The sequence below is a fragment of the Chitinophaga sp. YR573 genome (assembly GCF_900110995.1).
Taxonomy (GTDB): domain Bacteria; phylum Bacteroidota; class Bacteroidia; order Chitinophagales; family Chitinophagaceae; genus Chitinophaga.
Genome location: NZ_FOJF01000002.1, coordinates 1,607,223 through 1,624,737 on the forward strand (window position 1 = coordinate 1,607,223; position 17,515 = coordinate 1,624,737).

The 17,515-nt window shown below is 43.7% G+C and carries 10 protein-coding genes; 8 read left to right on the forward strand and 2 right to left on the reverse strand.

Annotated features, from left to right (window positions below; translation table 11 throughout):
* Positions 1–3: 3 nt before the first annotated feature.
* Both BMW86_RS26165 and BMW86_RS26170 read right to left on the reverse strand, forming a co-directional pair.
* On the reverse strand, positions 4–3,666 hold the full coding sequence (locus BMW86_RS26165) for an AAA family ATPase (RefSeq protein WP_089785605.1): 3,663 nt from the start codon (positions 3,664–3,666) through the stop codon (positions 4–6).
* A complete protein-coding gene (locus tag BMW86_RS26170; protein ID WP_089785607.1) occupies positions 3,666–4,880 on the reverse strand; it encodes an exonuclease SbcCD subunit D C-terminal domain-containing protein in 1,215 nt (404 codons plus the stop codon). The genes BMW86_RS26165 and BMW86_RS26170 overlap by 1 nt, the downstream gene beginning before the upstream one ends.
* A gap of 120 nt (positions 4,881–5,000) precedes the next feature.
* On the opposite strand from BMW86_RS26170, the gene BMW86_RS26175 reads away from it, so the two are divergent.
* The 8 genes from BMW86_RS26175 to BMW86_RS26210 all read left to right on the forward strand — a co-directional run bounded on the left by BMW86_RS26175 (position 5,001) and on the right by BMW86_RS26210 (position 17,308).
* Positions 5,001–6,536: a glycoside hydrolase family 28 protein gene (locus BMW86_RS26175; RefSeq protein WP_089785609.1), complete on the forward strand. Its 1,536-nt coding sequence runs from the start codon at positions 5,001–5,003 to the stop codon at positions 6,534–6,536.
* Between the two features lie 286 nt (positions 6,537–6,822).
* Positions 6,823–9,930 (forward strand): SusC/RagA family TonB-linked outer membrane protein, encoded by a 3,108-nt coding sequence (locus BMW86_RS26180; protein WP_089785611.1) that lies wholly within the window; start codon positions 6,823–6,825, stop codon positions 9,928–9,930.
* Between the two features lie 10 nt (positions 9,931–9,940).
* Entirely contained in the window at positions 9,941–11,281 is a 1,341-nt protein-coding gene (locus BMW86_RS26185) for a RagB/SusD family nutrient uptake outer membrane protein (RefSeq protein ID WP_089785613.1), read from the forward strand.
* A 3-nt stretch (positions 11,282–11,284) separates the two neighbouring features.
* On the forward strand, positions 11,285–12,562 hold the full coding sequence (locus BMW86_RS26190) for a hypothetical protein (RefSeq protein ID WP_089785616.1): 1,278 nt from the start codon (positions 11,285–11,287) through the stop codon (positions 12,560–12,562).
* A gap of 16 nt (positions 12,563–12,578) precedes the next feature.
* Positions 12,579–14,189, forward strand: a complete 1,611-nt coding sequence (locus BMW86_RS26195; RefSeq protein WP_089785618.1) for a hypothetical protein — start codon at positions 12,579–12,581, stop codon at positions 14,187–14,189.
* Position 14,190: 1 nt separating this feature from the next.
* Complete coding sequence (locus BMW86_RS26200) at positions 14,191–14,709, forward strand: c-type cytochrome (RefSeq protein ID WP_089785620.1); 519 nt, start codon at positions 14,191–14,193, stop codon at positions 14,707–14,709.
* Positions 14,706–15,896, forward strand: a complete 1,191-nt coding sequence (soxC, locus tag BMW86_RS26205; protein WP_089785622.1) for a sulfite dehydrogenase — start codon at positions 14,706–14,708, stop codon at positions 15,894–15,896. Before BMW86_RS26200 ends, soxC begins: the two co-directional genes overlap by 4 nt.
* Positions 15,887–17,308 (forward strand): phytoene desaturase family protein, encoded by a 1,422-nt coding sequence (locus BMW86_RS26210; protein WP_089785624.1) that lies wholly within the window; start codon positions 15,887–15,889, stop codon positions 17,306–17,308. Before soxC ends, BMW86_RS26210 begins: the two co-directional genes overlap by 10 nt.
* Positions 17,309–17,515: the final 207 nt, after the last annotated feature.

The window sequence follows — 17,515 nt, forward strand, 5'->3', positions numbered from 1 at the left end:
CCATTAATTGGCAGTCCTTGATATGATCTTGATATCACTCCATCCGCCGGCTTGTTTGCTGAGCTGTATCTGTGTGACTATTCTTTCTTTCAAGGCTTCTACGTGAGAAATAACACCGATCGTTTTTCCGTTTGCCTGTAGGTTTTCCAGCGCGGAAATTGCGATGTCCAGTGTATCTGCATCCAACGTACCGAAGCCTTCATCTATAAAGAGAGAGTTGATCTGTACTTTATGACTGGCAAGGTCGGAGAGCCCGAGGGCCAGTGCCAGACTGACGAGGAAACTTTCTCCTCCGGAGAGGGTAGTCATGGGGCGGATAACATCTGCCTGGTAACCGTCAACGATCAGTAGTTCAAGATCGTTTTCGTTGCTTTTGAGGATGGTATAGCGATCGCTGAATTTGTTTAAGTGCCTGTTGGCAAGGTCTGTAAGACGGGCTAAGGTGAGGCCCTGGGCGAAACGCCTGAATTTCTTGCCATCTGCAGAGCCGATGAGGTTTGATAACTGTAACCAGCGGTTGAATTCCTTTTTCTGGATATCCAGTTGTGCTGTTATCTCTGCTGATTTCTTCCTTAGTTCATCATCCTTGTCTAAGATCTGTTTTAACTTTCCTATCTGCTGGTTTAATTCATTGATAGCGATGTTGGTTGTTTCCAGCTGAGGCGTTAAAGCGGTTTCGTCTTCAGTGGTTAAAGCTTTCGCCAGTTCTTTTTCACGTGCAGCTTCTGTATTGGTCAGTAATTGTTGTAATAAGGCGATTCTTGACGTTATTTCCTTCTCCAGCTTAGTTATCCCGGCATGTTCGTTTTCATCCAGGAATAGTGCTTTTAATGCAGGAATAGAATCAAACCCCTGTTTACTGAGATTAGCTGATAGTTTGTTTGTTAGCTCTTGTTGGGTTGATTGATAGCTTTCCAGGTCTTTGCTTAGCTGGGCTATTTTTTCTGCTGTTATGTTCAGTTTTTCCCTTTCGGTTTGTAGTGTTTGCTGTGCTTTATCTTTTTTATCCCTGTTGTTTTGCAGGGTAGTGTTTAATATTGTTCTTTCTTTACCCGGGTCTTTATCTGCAAAGAGCGCAAACCTTTCGTCTTTTAGTTTTTTTAATTTTTCCGCTTCCTGTTTCCATTCATTTTCACGGGCGGCTTGTTCTGTTATTTTTTCAGCTAATGAGTGGGTAATGTTTGACAGCATGTTTTCTGCCTGGATCAAATCAAGTTTAAGTTGTTGTTGTTCTTTAGCTGACTGATTGTACTTTTCCCATCTTTGGGAGAGAGCCGTTTCAATGGTATTTATCTGGCTAAACTCAAAGTTAATCTGATAAGGGCTTAGCAGGGTAGTGATATTCTCTGTGAGTGTTGTTTGTTTTGATGATTGCTGGTGCAGCTGGAAGGTGCTTCTCTCTATAGATTCGGAGAGAGCATCTATTCTTTCCTGGTAGCGGGCTTTTGTTCCCTGTTCTGTAGCGAATGACTGCATCAGTGTTGCCAGGTTATCCTGCTCATCGCGGATGAGTTGTTTGGTCTCTCGGATTTTCAGAATATCTGCCTGCAAGGTAGTCTGATATTGCTTACGGGCCTGGATGATCTGAATGAGATCTGTAGTGAGTGTAGGGTTTGTTATATTCAGTTGATCCGGATTGTTATGATTGAACTCATTGATTGTTTCCTGTGATGCAGTAACAAGTTTTACAAGTTCCTCTTTATTTGTCTGGATTTTTACCTGTAGTGTATTTAGTTCTATGTTGTTTTTGTTGTACTGTTCTGTAAGACTCAGTACATGCTGTTGTTGTTTGTTTCTTCTTTCCTCTGCCTCACTCAGTTTGTTTGTATAATTGCCTTCTGCATAAGGGTGGTGAATGGCACCACAGAGCGGGCAGGGTTGTTCTGGCTTCAATTGTAGCCTGTCTGCTTCGTATTTCTGGATACGCTGTTCCAGTTCTACTAACTGCCGTAAGTCTGAGAGTTGCGTTTCTGCGTCACTCTTTTGTGTGCTGAGGAGGGCAAAGGCTGTTTGTTTCTCTGTATAATTATTTTCAAGACCGGTGATGCTTTCTTCCAGTGTCTTTCTTTGTGTTTTGTTGTTGTTGAAAGCTATTGATAGTCTGTATTTGTTTTCAAAGTTGTTTATTTCAGCAGGTAACTGACTCGCTGTTTGTTCCAGTTCTTCAAGCGTCTTGCCGGAAAAGCCACTGATCAATCCTTTGTTTAACTGGTTGATCTGTATTTCCTTTTTATCAATCTCTCCCTGAAATTTAATAATGTTTTTCTCTACTTCTGCGAGCAGTGACTGACCTTTGGTCTTATTCTTCTGAAATTCAGCTAACTCAGTATTCGTACTTGTTATTGCCTGTAAAGTATCACTGAGTTCTTTGTGGTATTGTTTTAAAGCAATTAATTGTTTCTCCAGTGTTATATCCTGCTGATGCGCAACCAGCCATGCATCTAATGTCTGTGTGCGGGACTGCATCTGTTGGAGCTTATCATCATTTTGTTCTTTATCAGTATGCAGGTCATTTACAATAGTTACCAATCGCTGATATTGTATATTGTATTTTTCTTCCTGCTGAGTGGTATGTCTGATATTGGCATCCAGTGTTAATACTTTCTCCAATACGGGTTCAAGGACGGATAAGTCTGACTGGGTATTGGTGACGGACAATTCAGCTGCAGAAAGGTTTTCAGTAGCTGTCTGCACGGCTGTTTTATAAGCGGGTAGTAAACCCTGTTGCGTAGTGAGGGCAAGGGTTGTTTTATCTACCTGACTGGTAATACCCTCTATTTCTACAAGCGCAGGTTTGAAGCTTACAGCTTTTTCATGTTGCCTTAGTCTTTCAAAATCTGGTTGATGGGCTGTTTGTAAAGTAGTTTTCTCTGCGAGTTCTGTATTGTATTGTACCTTTTCTGTTTCCAGTTTTGCAATGCTGCGTAACCAGTTGATTTTCTCCGTCAGAGAAGCCTGTTCTGTTTTAAAAGTCGTTTCACTTTTGCGTTGCTCCTCCAGATGCTCAAGATGTATATTTCTTTCATCCTCTGTTAATAAATCAACACCTTCCAGTTGTAAACGAAGGTTATTCAATTTATTATTCTCTTCCTTTTGTTTTTCGAAAACGAATATGGAAATCTTTGTGTAGATACCTGTATCTGTTACCTTTTCCAGTAACTCACTACGTTCGTTATCACTTGCTTTCAGGAACATGGTGAAATCTCCCTGGCATAATATTACGGAGCGGATAAACTGATTATAATCAAGACCACACAATTCTTTGATCTCCTGTTTCACAGAACCGACAGTATGACCACCCAGGAATGTACCTGTAGCAACTTCAGACAGCTCCATCTTCTCCGGCTGTATTTTACCATTCACATTACCACGACTACGTTTGAGCGACCATTTAGCCCGGTATGCTTTCTCATTTACTTCGAACTCTACTTCGGAATAAGATTCAGCAGTATGACGGGACATAATTTCTTCCACATCACTTTCGTGACGATGTACCTTTCCATACAATGCTACAGTGATAGCATCCAGGATAGTGGTTTTACCTGCACCGGTAGGACCGGTAATAGCAAATAATCCTATTTCTGTAAAAGGAGGCGTATCAAAACGTATTTCATGTACACCTTTCAGTGAATTGAGATTCTGGAACTTTACACTTAATATCTTCATCAGTCTTCCTTTTGTATCATATACTCCAATACTTCTTCGTATGTACTTAACAGCTCGCTGTAGTCTTCTTCTCCAAATTCAGCCTGACATCGTTTCAGGAATACTTCTTTGGGATTGAGATCAGTTAGTTGCAGTGCTTCATCTGTATGTTGTTCCAGTGTTTCTGCGGAATGTTTCTTTATCTGACGAATGAAGAGACGTTCTATAAAATCGTGACTATGTTCTTTGAGTTGTTCTTCAAGATCAGGAATGTAAGCATCTGTTTCCAGCTGTATTTCTACCCATGCCGGATAACTGAATCCTGGATCCGTGACTTTCCTGAGTTTGGTAATGACAGTATCGAGGTCGCCTTTAATGCGGATCAGTTTGCGGGTGCCAGGGACCTCGTATTCTTCTATCTTCAGTAATTTCCCTTTTACAAATTCCAGGATGATGACCTGTTTTGTGTTATCGGATTCTGAAAAGCTGAGAGGGATAGGAGAACCGGAATAGCGGATATGCGCCAGTTTATTCACCATCTGTGGGCGGTGAATATGTCCGAGAGCGATATAATCAAATTCCCGGGGGAAGAGATCGCCGGCTACCTGTCCGAGGTTACCCACGTGAATTTCCTTTTCGCTGTCAGAAGTGCTGGACCCTGCGGCAAAAAGATGGCCTGTCGCGATGACGGGAATACCGGCAGCTTTATAGGCAGTTATATGTTCTGTGAAACGGTTGTAGTGGTTGTAGATGCCCTGTTTGATACGTAATTCCCGCTCTTCAGCTGTTTCGCCCGGGATAGATAAACGAATGTCTTTATCCCGCAGGAAAGGTACTGCACAGATGACAAGCGCAGTTTCCCCGTTTGGATCCTGGATGGGAATGATTTGTTCCGTAAATTCCTCAGGCACACCCCCAATGATGTGTACGTTAAAATATTTCAGCAGGATCCTGGGGGCATTGAGGGTACTGATGGAATCGTGATTTCCCCCGATGATAATAACTTCGCGGCAGCAGGTATCCTTTACTTTCCGGAGGAAGCTGTAGTATTGTTCCAGTGCTGTATTGGAAGGACTGCCACTATCAAATATATCTCCGGCAATAATCAGTACATCGATATGTTGTTCATCGAGTGTGAGTATCAGCCAGTCGAGGTAATCCTGGTGTTCTTCAGTACGCTCGTATTGTTCCAGTCTTTTTCCCAGGTGCCAGTCCGCAGTATGTAATATTTTCATCTTGTCCGAATTCAAAAGGATAACGAATTTCTTATAAAAAACCCATATCCCTTAAAAAATGTTCTCAGTGATGTATGAAAAGGGGGAATAAGCCGGGTATTTTTTCTTAATTTCCGGCTGATGAAAACTCCACGTTTAATGATTATGCTGCTGTGCAGCACCTATATTGCCCATGCACAGATTCCTGTTATGAAAGAAGTAGGGGCCTCTGTAATGCCCGGGGATATAGTACCCGTTAAAGCACCGTTCAAGATGCCTGTGTTTAAAAGACCGGTATTTCCTGCACTGACGGTGAATGTTACAAAGGATATTCAATCTGCTATTGATGATGTTTCCCGTCGCGGTGGTGGTACGGTAAATGTTCCTGCCGGGAAATGGAAAACAGGGCGGATTATTTTAAAGTCCAATGTGAACCTGCATTTACTGGCGGGTGCAGAACTGTGGTTCAGCGGAGAGGTGGAAGATTATTTACCGGTGGTTTTTACGCGTAATGAAGGTATTGAAATGATGTCTTTAGGCGCCTGTATTTATGCGAACGGACAGGAGAATATTGCGGTAACAGGGGAAGGGAAACTGGTAGGGCCGCCACAGGATTGCCCGATACGGAAAAGGGTGATGAGGGATGATGTGATTGAAAAGATAATACCTTATAACATGCCTGTTGCAGAAAGGGTATATGATGGCGCTAACGGAACGGGCATCTTTCTGCCTATGTTCATTGCTCCCATCAATTGTAAAAAGGTGTTTATAGAGGGCATTAGCCTGGAAAATACCCCTTACTGGAACATTGTGCCGGAGTATTGCGATAACGTCATTATTCGCGGTGTAACCGTCAATTCTGTAGGGATACCAAGAGGGGACGGAATGGATATTGAATCTTCCCGGAATGTGCTGATAGAGTATTGTACATTAAGTTGCGGGGATGATTGTTTTACGATGAAGGCAGGAAGGGGTGAAGACGGGCTGCGGGTGAATAAACCTACGGAGAATGTGGTGGTGCGTTATTGCCTGGCCAGGGAAGGTCATGGCGGGATTACAGTGGGTAGTGAAACGGCTGGTATGATCCGCAATTTATATGTGCATGATGTGGTGTTTGAAGATACCGGTGTAGGGATACGTTTTAAAACAAGAAGGCCAAGGGGAGGAGGAGGAGAAAATCTTTATTATGAGCGGATCAGGATGAATCTGAAAGAAGATGCTTTCCGGTGGGATATGCTGGGCAGCAGGGAATATGTGGGAGAGCTGGCCGACCGTTTACCGGTAAGGGAAATTAACAGGCTTACACCGCTTTACAGGAATATTTCAGCGAAGGATATTATCATTGAAAAAGCAAGGACTTTTATTCGTGTGGATGGTATTCCGGAATCTCCTATGACCCATTTCAGTGTAGAGAACGCAGATGTTACCTGTAAGAACATTCTTATCTGCAGGGATGCTACAGGTATCAGTGTTAAAAATACGGTACTGCATTGTGAAGATAGTTTGATTACGATACTTGATACGCGACATCTTCTTTTTGACAATGTCCGATTTATAGTACCTGGAAATAAATTGGTTACATCAATCTCAGGTGCTTTGACGGATCAGCTGGAGTTTAGAAATACTGTTCCGGCAAAGCCGGATAACTGGGAACATAACAAATGGGTAAAGCCCTGAACTATTCTAGTAATGTCAATTGTCTACTAAAATTATAGACTTTTAAATAAATATTGTATTATTGTACTACAACCAATTCAACCCGGGTAGCTTTTACATCCGACTGTTCGTAGCCCTCTAACTTAAAATTTATAATTCGTGAAATGTTAATGCTGTAATCAATCAATAAAAAAGCCGGAACTGTTGGCGCAGTTCCGGCGGGTACTATAAGGCTGTTGGAACATTTTCGATGCCAGTATGTGAATACTGACACAGGCCTCATTTTTTTCATACCAAAGTAAAGATAATGAAAATTGTTATTGCATGGAGTGTGATGCTCCTGCTACCTGCAGTTGTATGGGCACAGGGACCATCTGATACTTCTAAACCTGTTGTACAAAACAACATCTCACTTTCCGGAAGAATTATTGATGCCAGTACGCAGAAACCTATAGAAGGTGCACTGGTACATATTAAAGGGACAACACACGAGGTTACGACCAACCAGGCCGGAGATTTCTTTTTCCTTACAGGACAGAAGGTACCTGTTATCTATTACATTTCTGCATTGGGATATAAGCTGAAAGAATATTATGCTGATCATTCCAATACAGGTAATATTCCGTTGCAGGAACTCAGCACACAATTAAATGATGTTGTAGTGGTGGGTTATGGTACGCAGAAAAGGAAAGACCTTACCAGCGCCATTTCTTCTGTAAAAGCAGCTGAGATATCAGGCATACCCGTAGCTGGCTTTGATGCGCAGTTACAGGGAAAAGCTTCCGGTGTACAGATCAATTCGAACACAGGCGTTCCCGGTGATGGGGTATTTGTAAGGGTACGTGGTACCACTTCTATTAATGCAGGTAACGATCCTCTTTATATTATAGATGGCGTATTCCTGAATAACAGCAGTTTACAGACCGTGAATACCGGTGGCCGTGCTACCTCTCCATTAGCTGATATCAATCCTTCTGATATTGAAAATATCGAAGTGCTGAAAGATGCCAGTGCTACTGCCATCTATGGCTCCCGTGGCGCCAATGGAGTGGTAATCGTTACTACCAGACATGGCAGCTATAATTCAAAAGCAAAACTGAATGTGGATGTTTCCGGTGGTGCTGCCTGGGCACCTAAATTATGGGACCTTACCACTGGCCCGCAACATGCGGAACTGGTGAATGAGTTTTATACAAACTCACTGGCAGATGCTACTGCGGCAGGTGACGCTGTCGGAGTTACAAAGTATACGAACAAGCCGTTCAGGGCACTGACTGATAACCCAACAGGATCTCCTGCTCCCAGGGGGTTGCCGCAGGACCAGAAAACCTATGACCGCCTGCATGAGATCTTTCATACTGCTCCTTTACAGAATTATAACGTGTCACTTTCGGGTGGTAATAAAGAAACCAGGTATTACCTGGGTGGTGGTTATTCTAAACAGGAATCCACTTTACGCCCTATCAATTTTGAGCGTAACAGTTTTAAGCTAAACCTGGACCAAAAGGTAAACGACCGCATCACAGTGGGTACCAGCAACAGTTTCTCCCGCACATTCCGTAAACAGGGACGTTCCGGGGATGGCCCGCAGGGTGGCCTCTTACAGGCGGCATTACATACACCTACCTATCTGCCGGAAGTGAACGCAGATGGCACACCCGCCCGCTGGGCCGGGTTTGACAATGTACAGGTACTGATCAATAACTATGATGTACATACGACCAGTTTACGTTATATCGGTAACCTGTATGTAGACGCAACTATATTACCTGATTTAAAATTCCGGAGTACTGTCAGTATAGACTACAACAACTATAATGAATCTGAATACTGGAATAATAAAACACAGCTGGGAGCATCTCCTACGAACGGACTGGCTACTTCTGCTATTACACAGAACACGTCATGGATCAATGAGCAAACGCTTTCTTACCGTAAGCATATAGGGGAGAAACATTTCTTTGGGATACTGGTGGGTAATACGGTACAAAGTAATACAGAGATACTGACCTCTGCTCAGGGTACAGGCTTCCCTAATAACTCATATAAAGATATTTCTTCTGCGGCTATACGTACTTCCGGTCAGACCTGGACAAAGGGAAATCTGGCCTCTTTCTTTTCCAGGGTTGATTACAATTATGCGGGTAAGTATTACCTGGAAGGAAGTATCAGGGTGGATGGCTCTTCTAAATTCGGGGAAAATAACAAGTGGGGATATTTCCCTGCTGTAAGTGCTTCCTGGAAAATTAAGGAAGAGAATTTCCTGAAAGATGTGGACAAGCTGAGTGATCTGAAATTCAGGGCGAGTTATGGGCTGACAGGTAACCAGACGGGTATCAATGATTTTGCTGCCCGGGGCTTATGGTCCGGCAGTTACGGGTATCCTGACGGGAGTACAGGTGATCAGCCGGGTACAGGGCCACAGCAACTGGCCAATCCTGATCTGAAATGGGAGAGGACAAGTCAGGCTAATGCCGGGTTGGACCTTGGCCTGTTTAATGGCCGTATAAGCCTCAGCGCTGACATTTATTACAAATACACCAGCAATGTACTGTTACAGCTGCCGGTGCCCGGAATAACCGGTTTTAGTACTTATAACAGCAATGCAGGGGAAATCAGTAATAAAGGATATGAGATCGGGTTGAATACTACCAACATTTCTACAAAGTCATTTACCTGGAGCAGTAACCTGAGTATTTCAGGAAATACGAACAGGATAGAGAAGTTACCTACGCCGGTTTACCAGTACAACCGCGACTGGATCATTATGAAACAAGGCTCTCCTATGTACTCTTTCTGGTTGTATGAGCAGAAGGGAGTAGATCCTAAAACAGGCAGTGTCATTTTTGATGGCGAGCAGGAAGGGAAACTTCCGGTGTCTGCCCGTAAGGTGATGGGGAATGCCATGCCTAAATTTTATGGCGGGTTTAATAATACGTTCACGTATAAAGGCTTTGATCTCGGAGTACTCTTTACTTTCCAGTATGGCAATGATGTGTATAATCTCAACCGCTTCTTTGGAGAAGGAGGTGGTACACGTGATGCTAACCGCGTACTGTTTGCGCATCAGTTGAAACGCTGGCAGAAAGCGGGTGATGTAACAGATGTACCAAGATTAACCGCCTATGGCCTGAATTATACAGTAGATCAGAACAGCCGTTTCCTGGAAGATGGGTCTTTTTTAAGATTGAAGTCTTTGTCGCTGGGATATACTGTGCCTAAAGGCATTACTGAAAGATTGCATATTCAGCAGTTACGTGTGTATTTCATAGGCAGTAACCTGTGGCTGCTCACCAAATATACCGGTGCTGATCCTGAATCAAATGTTACCGGGATACAGACGGTACAGGGGCTTGACCTTGGAACACCACCACAGCCGCGTAGTGTACAGTTTGGATTAAATGTTACTCTCTAAATCATCCTAGATGAAATCATATATAGCAATATTATTAATCACTTTGTCTGTTTTGTCCTGCAAGAAATTCCTGGACGTGCAGCCAAAAGATTCTGTGGAAGATGATCAGACGATCACTGATAAAACGTCTGCGACAACAGCATTACGGGGCGTATATCGCCGTTTGGGTGCGGATAATTATTATGGCACGCTGTTCCAGACTTTTGGGTATCTGCCGGGTGATAATATACAATGGACCGGGTCTCAGTCGGTGATACAACAATTCATTACGCATAATATTTCAGCGGATAATGGCAACCTGCAGAGTGTATGGTCTGCTATTTATGCGACTGTGAACGCGGCGAATCATGTGATCACGAAAGTACCTGGTGTGCAGGATGCCACCTTTACTACGGCAGACAGGAATCAGTTAATAGGGGAAGCGTACTTTATACGTGCTCTCTGTTATTTTGATCTGGCACGTACCTGGGGAAATGTACCGGTAACGCTTACCCCTACACTCAGTGCCACAGATAAATCCGGTATAAAGAACAGTACACAGGCACAGGTGTATGCACAGGTGTTAAGAGATCTGAACAGCGCTGATTCTTTGTTAATACCACCGGCAGCACAGAACCCTGTGCGTGCCAATCAGGAGACGGTATGGGCCTTGAAAGCCAGGTATTACCTGTACCAGAACGATTGGGCACAGGCGATTACTTATGCGTCGAAGGTATTGAGTGATGTGAAGTATTATGCTTTGCAGAAACCTTACAGCGCTTTCTTTTTACCTGCCAGTACAGTGGCTACGAAAGAGTCTGTGTTTGAACTTTCCTATAGTGCTACTTATCCCAATACACATAGAAACAGCTGGCAGCCGCCTGCGAATGGGGGAACCCGTCAGTGGGCCCCTAATGATGCGTTCATTACACTGGTGAATGATGCAACGATTGGTGGTAACAGGAATGCACTTGTGGCTAAAACCTCTGCGGGGCTGTGGTATGGCAATTTGTATTACCGGAGCCCGGCTACAGATCCTGCTTATGTGATCCGTATTGCAGAGGTGTATCTGATACGTGCGGAAGCAGAGGCACAGCAGACTTTATTACCTGAGGCACTGGCTGACCTGAATCTGATTCGTGACAGGGCAGGGTTGTTGGCTTCTACGGCGGTTACACAGGCGGATATTTTGCTGGCGATAGAGAATGAAAGAAGGATAGAGTTTGGACTGGAACCCCATCGCTGGTTTGACCTGGTGCGTACAAAACGTGCAGAGGCTGTATTGGGGATTACGAATACCAATAAGTATCTGTTCCCTATACCAGCCAATGAAATTACGTTGTCTAATGGTAGTCTTACGCAAAACCCATAAGCTATGAATACAAAATATGAAAAAGCCATTTTCAGGGTGGTATTTATCTATTTCCTGTTGCAGGCATTGCCGCTAGACTGGAAGTTCTATAGCTACCTGTTTTCTGTTAACTGGCTGCATTTGCAGTACCAGGATATATTTAACCTGGCACATTATACTACACGGTTTTCTATGGGGGAAGTGGGGTATGGAGATTGGGGGATTTTATTGCTGATTGCGGTAGTGGGTGGGATTATATGGAAAACCAATATTGATGATAAGCTGTATTACTGGTTACGGGTGATATTACGATACAGGCTGGCACTGGCTCTGCTGGCCTATGGATTTATTAAGTTCTTCCCTTTACTGGCACCTTATCCTTCTATTAGCCTCTTAAATACTCCTTACGGGCATTTTAACCGCTGGAAGTTATTCTCGTTGAGTTTAGGGATTGTACCTTCTTATGAACTGTTTCTTGGGTTAGTTGAGATTGTCATTGCGTTGTTACTTATCAATAGAAGAACTGCTTCTATTGGCGCTTTTATCTTCCTGATTTTCTGTGGTAATATCTTCATGTCTAACCTGGCATATGAAGGAGGGGATCAGGTGTATAGCTTATTATTGATCACCTTTGCGCTGGTTATCTTCAGCGCAGATCTGGTACGTATCGTACGCCTGCTTATACTGCGGTTGCCCACAGCACCTCCCAGCTTTCAGCCTCTGTATAGAAATAAGGGAATACGGTATGTATTGAAAAGCCTTTTTATCCTGCTGTTTGTAGTGATATATGGCTTTAAAGCAGGAAGTGGTTCTTCTCAATATCCTGTTAAAAAAGGATTACCTGCGGTAGCAGGTTTGTATAATGTATCTGTTTTTAAAGTTAATAATGATACGATTGCTTATTCAGTCACAGATTCATTACGCTGGCAGAATGTGGTGTTTGAAGAATGGAATACGTTGAGTATAAGATCCAACAGACCGGTATCTATAGATTCCAATAATCAGCATGTGCTTTTTTCTGAAGGCTCTAAAAGACTGTATGAGCTGGAAGGTGCCAACTGGCGGCATTATTACAGTTATACTGTTGATTCTGTTAACAGGTTGTTGCTGTTGAAAAACAGGAATCCGCATGATAGCAGTGAAACATGGGTATTGCGTTATAATCGCCCGGATTGGAAACATATTGTCCTTTCTGGTGTGACTCCTCAGAAGGATTCTATATATGTGGTATTAGAAAGGTTGTCAAAGAAATACCTGCTGGAAGAAGCCGCTAAAGGACGTGATAAGAAACTCCGTTTATAATTTAAAAACTAACAGTATGTCTACAACCATACAAGCTAATCCGGAAGAGGTGATAACAGCAGATCAAATACCTGTTGTTAAAAAAGAATGGAAGCCTTATCAGCTTTTACTTTTCAGGATAGCGTTTATCTTTTTTATTGCCATCTCTGTACCTAATACCTGGGCATGGTATGAACAACTGTTTCTGCTTGATTTACGGCATTTAAATTACAGGGATTTGTATGATATTGCCCGTTTCGGATCGGGAATTAATTTTCTTGGTACAAAGATCTTTGGCAGTACATTACTGGGATATGCGAACTGGATTACCACTGCTCTCATTTCTATTGCAGGTGGTGTAATATGGACTTTACTGCAACGTGGCCGTAAGGAGTATAATACACTGTATTACTGGCTGAGGGTGGTCGTGCGTTATCGTGCCGGTATTGGTATTATTGGCTTTGGGTTTACCAAGCTGCTTCCCGTGCAGATGCCTTATCCTTCTCTTGGTATATTAAATACAAATTTCGGAGATCTTACCGCGCAAAAGATTTACTGGTTATCGGTAGGGATTGTCCCCTGGTACCAGGTATTTGCGGGAGTAGTGGAAGTAACGGCAGGTACTTTGTTGTTCTTTCGTAAAACGACTACGCTGGGTGCTATACTATTGTTTGCAGCCCTGGGAGATATTGTATATGTGAACTTTGCTTATGATGGTGGTGTACATGTGTACAGCAGTTATTTTGTATTGTTAGCTGGTTTCTTATTGATTGATGATGTTCCTGCTGTTTATCGTTTGTTAGTAGAGCAACGTTATACTATACCTGTTAATTATTATCCTGTATTTTCTAAAGGATTGCAGTATGCGCGGGTAAGTTTGAAATCTCTGACGATCTTCGTTTTTCTTATCCTGCTGTTTTATCTGCAACTGGTTAACTTCCTCTACGATCCTTACAAACAGCCTGCTGTAGCTGGGGTGAAACAGCTGCGTGGTAATTATAACGTTACTGAGTTTCGTCTTAATAATAAAGTGATTCCTTATTCTCCACAGGATTCTGTGCGTTGGCAGGAAGCTACTTTTGAGAACTGGTCTACACTTACTTTCAGGGTGAATAAACCTTTACCACTGGACTTGTCCAATGGGGGAGGAGATCCGCAACGGGATGTGAACCGTACATTTGAGATTACCGGTCTTGCCGGTGGGCAGCGTGCGTTCCATTATTATGCGGATGAGGTAAATAAAGTGTTGTATCTGGAAGATAAGTACAAACCCATTCCTGACAGGCGTAATAAAACTGCTGGTGCTGGTGGCGATGGTGGAGCAGGTACTGATGATGTTGTGCCGGAAAAGAAAACGCGTAAAGAAAAACCTTTGGACTGGATACCTGCGGAGGCGCGTAAGAATATAGGAGATGAGGCGTTGAAAATTGATGCACGCGCTTTGACTACACGTCGTGCCAGGGATTATGCGGCGGCGCCTCAGAATGAGGTGCGTAAAAGGTTTGTATTGAATTATACGACTACGGATGGTGCGCATGTTATATTGAGGGGTGTGGATGAGAATAAGGATTCTGTGTATATAGTGCTGGACAGAACCGATAAGAAGTATGCGTTAGCACCGAGTAGTTTGCAGGCAGGAAAATATTAGTATGCGGAGAGGATTTTTATTGATGATGATTTTAGCGGCATGTAATCCTGAGCCATCGCGTTTTGGTTTTGGCAGGGCGGCGACTGTGAGGGAAATAGATTCGTTGAATATTTCTATCACTCCTGATGGGAAAGGTTTACCGGTGGGGAGTGGGAATGCTGCTCTTGGACAGGTGCTATATACTTCCAAATGTGCGGCTTGCCATGGTGCGACGGGAACAGAAGTAAGTAATAACCGGTTGGTTGCTGTGTTTGGAGATACGGTGAAGGCAAAGACGATAGGTAATTACTGGCCTTATGCTACTACTGTGTTTGATTATATCCGTCGGGCGATGCCTTATAATTCACCCGGGTCATTGACGAATGAGGAAGTGTATAGCTTAACAGCTTTTCTCCTTTGGAGAAACGGGATTATTGACAGTACTAAGGAGATTAACGCACATAATCTTGCAGCGGTGGTGATGCCAGCGAAGACTTTGTATATAAATGATGATCGCAGAGGAGGGGATGAAATAAGATGAGTAATAAAATACCACGCAGAACATGGTTAAAGGCTGCTGCAGTAACGGCTGTGGCTTCGCTGGTGGGTAATACACGGGCAGAGCCACAGGATCCTACAAAAACGCAGGGCGCATCTCCGGGGAAGCTGGGTAGCCGTTCGCCTTTTGAGCAACCGGAAAAGAAGCCTTCGGATATTTCATCAAGAACGCCCTTGCAGGACCTGTATGGCACTATTACACCATCAGACCTGCACTTTGAAAGGAGTCATGCCGGTGTGCCGGTCATAGATCCTGAGAAATATGAATTACTGATCCATGGAATGGTAGAACGTCCGATGATATTTAGATTAAAGGACCTGAAACGCTTTCCAGCTTTTTCCAGGATCGCTTTTATTGAATGCTCCGGTAATTTCAGAACAGGCAAAACCACCATGACACCACAGGAAATCTGCGGGCTTACCAGTCAGAGTGAATGGACGGGTGTAATGCTCTCTACGCTGTTCCGGGAAGTGGGTGTAAGTCCCAAGGCCAGCTGGTTTCTTGCAGAGGGTTCAGATGCAGCTGTAATGACACGCAGCATTCCGGTAAGTAAAGGTTTGGAAGATGGTATGATCGCTTACGCACAGAATGGAGAGGCGATACGGCCACAGCAGGGATATCCCGCAAGATTATTCCTGCCCGGATGGGAAGGTAATACCAATGTAAAATGGATCAGAAGGATAGAGTTATCTGATCAGCCATTCATGACCAGAGAAGAAACATCAAAATATACAGAAACAGTAAAAGATGGCAAGATCAGGCAGTTTAGTTTTGATATGGATGCGAGGTCTGTCATCACTTATCCTTCTTATCCTCAGCAGGTAGAAAAAGGATGGATAGAAATAAGAGGCATTGCCTGGAGTGGGAGGGGAAAGATAGATAGCGTGGAAGTAAGTACAGATGCCGGAAAAAACTGGACAAAGGCCATTCTGCAGGAACCAGTACTGGACAAGGCCCATACTTATTTCCGTCATTTATGGCGCTGGGATGGACAAACAACAGAGATCATGAGCAGAGCCATAGATGATACCGGTTACCGGCAACCCACATTACAACAGTTAATCAATGCAAGAGGGACCGACATGGGAGGCTATCATGTAAACCCTGTTACTGCATGGGTATTACAACAGGACGGCACAGTATTATTTAAACCAGAGAAATGGAAATAGATGCGATCGTAGTAGGTGCGGGTCCTAACGGACTGGCAGCCGCTATCACTCTTCAACAGGCAGGCTTGCAGGTATTACTTGCAGAAGGTAAAGAAACTATTGGTGGTGGCATGCGCACCGCAGAACTCACATTACCGGGCTTTCATCATGATGTTTGTTCTTCCATTCATCCGATGGCCACTTTATCACCATTTTTTAAATCGCTGCCATTGGCTGTACATGGCTTGTCTCTGATACAACCAACTATAGCAGCCGCTCATCCGTTTGATAATGGACATGCCGCTGTATTAAAACACAGTATAGAAGAAACCGCCGGACTATTAGGCGAAGATGCTGCCGCTTATCTGCAACTGATAAAACCGGTAGTAAATGACTGGCCATATATGGCGGAAGATATACTGGCGCCTTTGCATTTCCCGAAAGCACCGTTCCGGATGCTGCAATTCGGATTAAAAGCTATGAGGACGGCCGATGCTATTGTTAAGCGGTTTAAAACACCGGAAGCAAGGGGATTATGGGCTGGTATGGCGGCACATTCACTGTTGCCTTTCTCTTATACTTCCAGCGCCGCTATAGGGCTTGTATTAAGCACAGCCGCCCATCTGGATGGATGGCCGCTGATACAGGGAGGTTCCCAGGGGCTGGCAGATGCACTGGCCAGTTATTTTATCTCTATTGGTGGTGAAATACGCACCGGTCTTTACGTGGAAAATGTCGATCAGTTACCACCGGCACGCGCCATTCTCTTTGATACAGGGCCTAAGCAATTGCTACAGATTGCAGGTCATCGTTTCTCCTCTTTTTACAAATCACAGCTGAGTAAATACCGCTATGGCCCGGGTGTATTTAAAATCGACTGGGCACTTGACGGCCCTATTCCTTTTACGGCGGAAGAATGCAGACTGGCGGGTACAGTGCATCTTGGTAATACCTATGAAGAAATAGCCTTAGCAGAAAAAGGTAACTGGCAGGGAAAGATTTCGGAGAAACCATATGTATTACTGGCACAGCAAAGTTTGTTTGATATTACAAGAGCGCCGGAAGGCAAACATACTGCCTGGGCTTATTGTCATGTACCGAATGGTGCTGTTGTGGATATGACAGCTATCATAGAGAACCAGGTAGAACGTTTTGCACCTGGTTTTAAGAAGATGATTATTGCGAGACATGTAATGAACCCACAACAAATGCAGGCTTATAACCCTAATTATATCGGGGGCGATATCAATGGCGGGGCGATAGATATCCGGCAATTATTTACACGACCAGCATTACGATGGTCTCCTTATCGTACATCTGCAAAAGGAATTTATTTATGTTCTGCTTCTACACCGCCAGGTGGAGGGGTACATGGAATGTGTGGTTATCATGCAGCAAGGCAGGTACTCAATGATCTTAGTACCTCAGTTTGATAACATAATCTTCGCGCCAGATGTTGTTGGTCAATAAATACACCTTATCTGACGTGAATATCAGGTGAAGTTAAATTGAAAAACAAATGCTGAACCATATTCCAAAGCTAAATCAGAGAACTAAACAGTCAGATGCAGTGTATTTATGACCAACAACATCTGCCAACCTACGCTGTCATAACAAATTTGATCACTTGCTAAGTGATA

Excerpts from the sequence above, each read along its gene's own strand:
- BMW86_RS26165 (WP_089785605.1), bottom strand. The coding sequence starts at position 3,666 with ATGAAGATATTAAGTGTAAAGTTCCAGAATCTCAATTCACTGAAAGGT.
- BMW86_RS26170 (WP_089785607.1), bottom strand. The coding sequence starts at position 4,880 with ATGAAAATATTACATACTGCGGACTGGCACCTGGGAAAAAGACTGGAA.
- BMW86_RS26175 (WP_089785609.1), top strand. The coding sequence starts at position 5,001 with ATGAAAACTCCACGTTTAATGATTATGCTGCTGTGCAGCACCTATATT.
- BMW86_RS26180 (WP_089785611.1), top strand. The coding sequence starts at position 6,823 with ATGAAAATTGTTATTGCATGGAGTGTGATGCTCCTGCTACCTGCAGTT.
- BMW86_RS26185 (WP_089785613.1), top strand. The coding sequence starts at position 9,941 with ATGAAATCATATATAGCAATATTATTAATCACTTTGTCTGTTTTGTCC.
- BMW86_RS26190 (WP_089785616.1), top strand. The coding sequence starts at position 11,285 with ATGAATACAAAATATGAAAAAGCCATTTTCAGGGTGGTATTTATCTAT.
- BMW86_RS26195 (WP_089785618.1), top strand. The coding sequence starts at position 12,579 with ATGTCTACAACCATACAAGCTAATCCGGAAGAGGTGATAACAGCAGAT.
- BMW86_RS26200 (WP_089785620.1), top strand. The coding sequence starts at position 14,191 with ATGCGGAGAGGATTTTTATTGATGATGATTTTAGCGGCATGTAATCCT.
- soxC (WP_089785622.1), top strand. The coding sequence starts at position 14,706 with ATGAGTAATAAAATACCACGCAGAACATGGTTAAAGGCTGCTGCAGTA.
- BMW86_RS26210 (WP_089785624.1), top strand. The coding sequence starts at position 15,887 with ATGGAAATAGATGCGATCGTAGTAGGTGCGGGTCCTAACGGACTGGCA.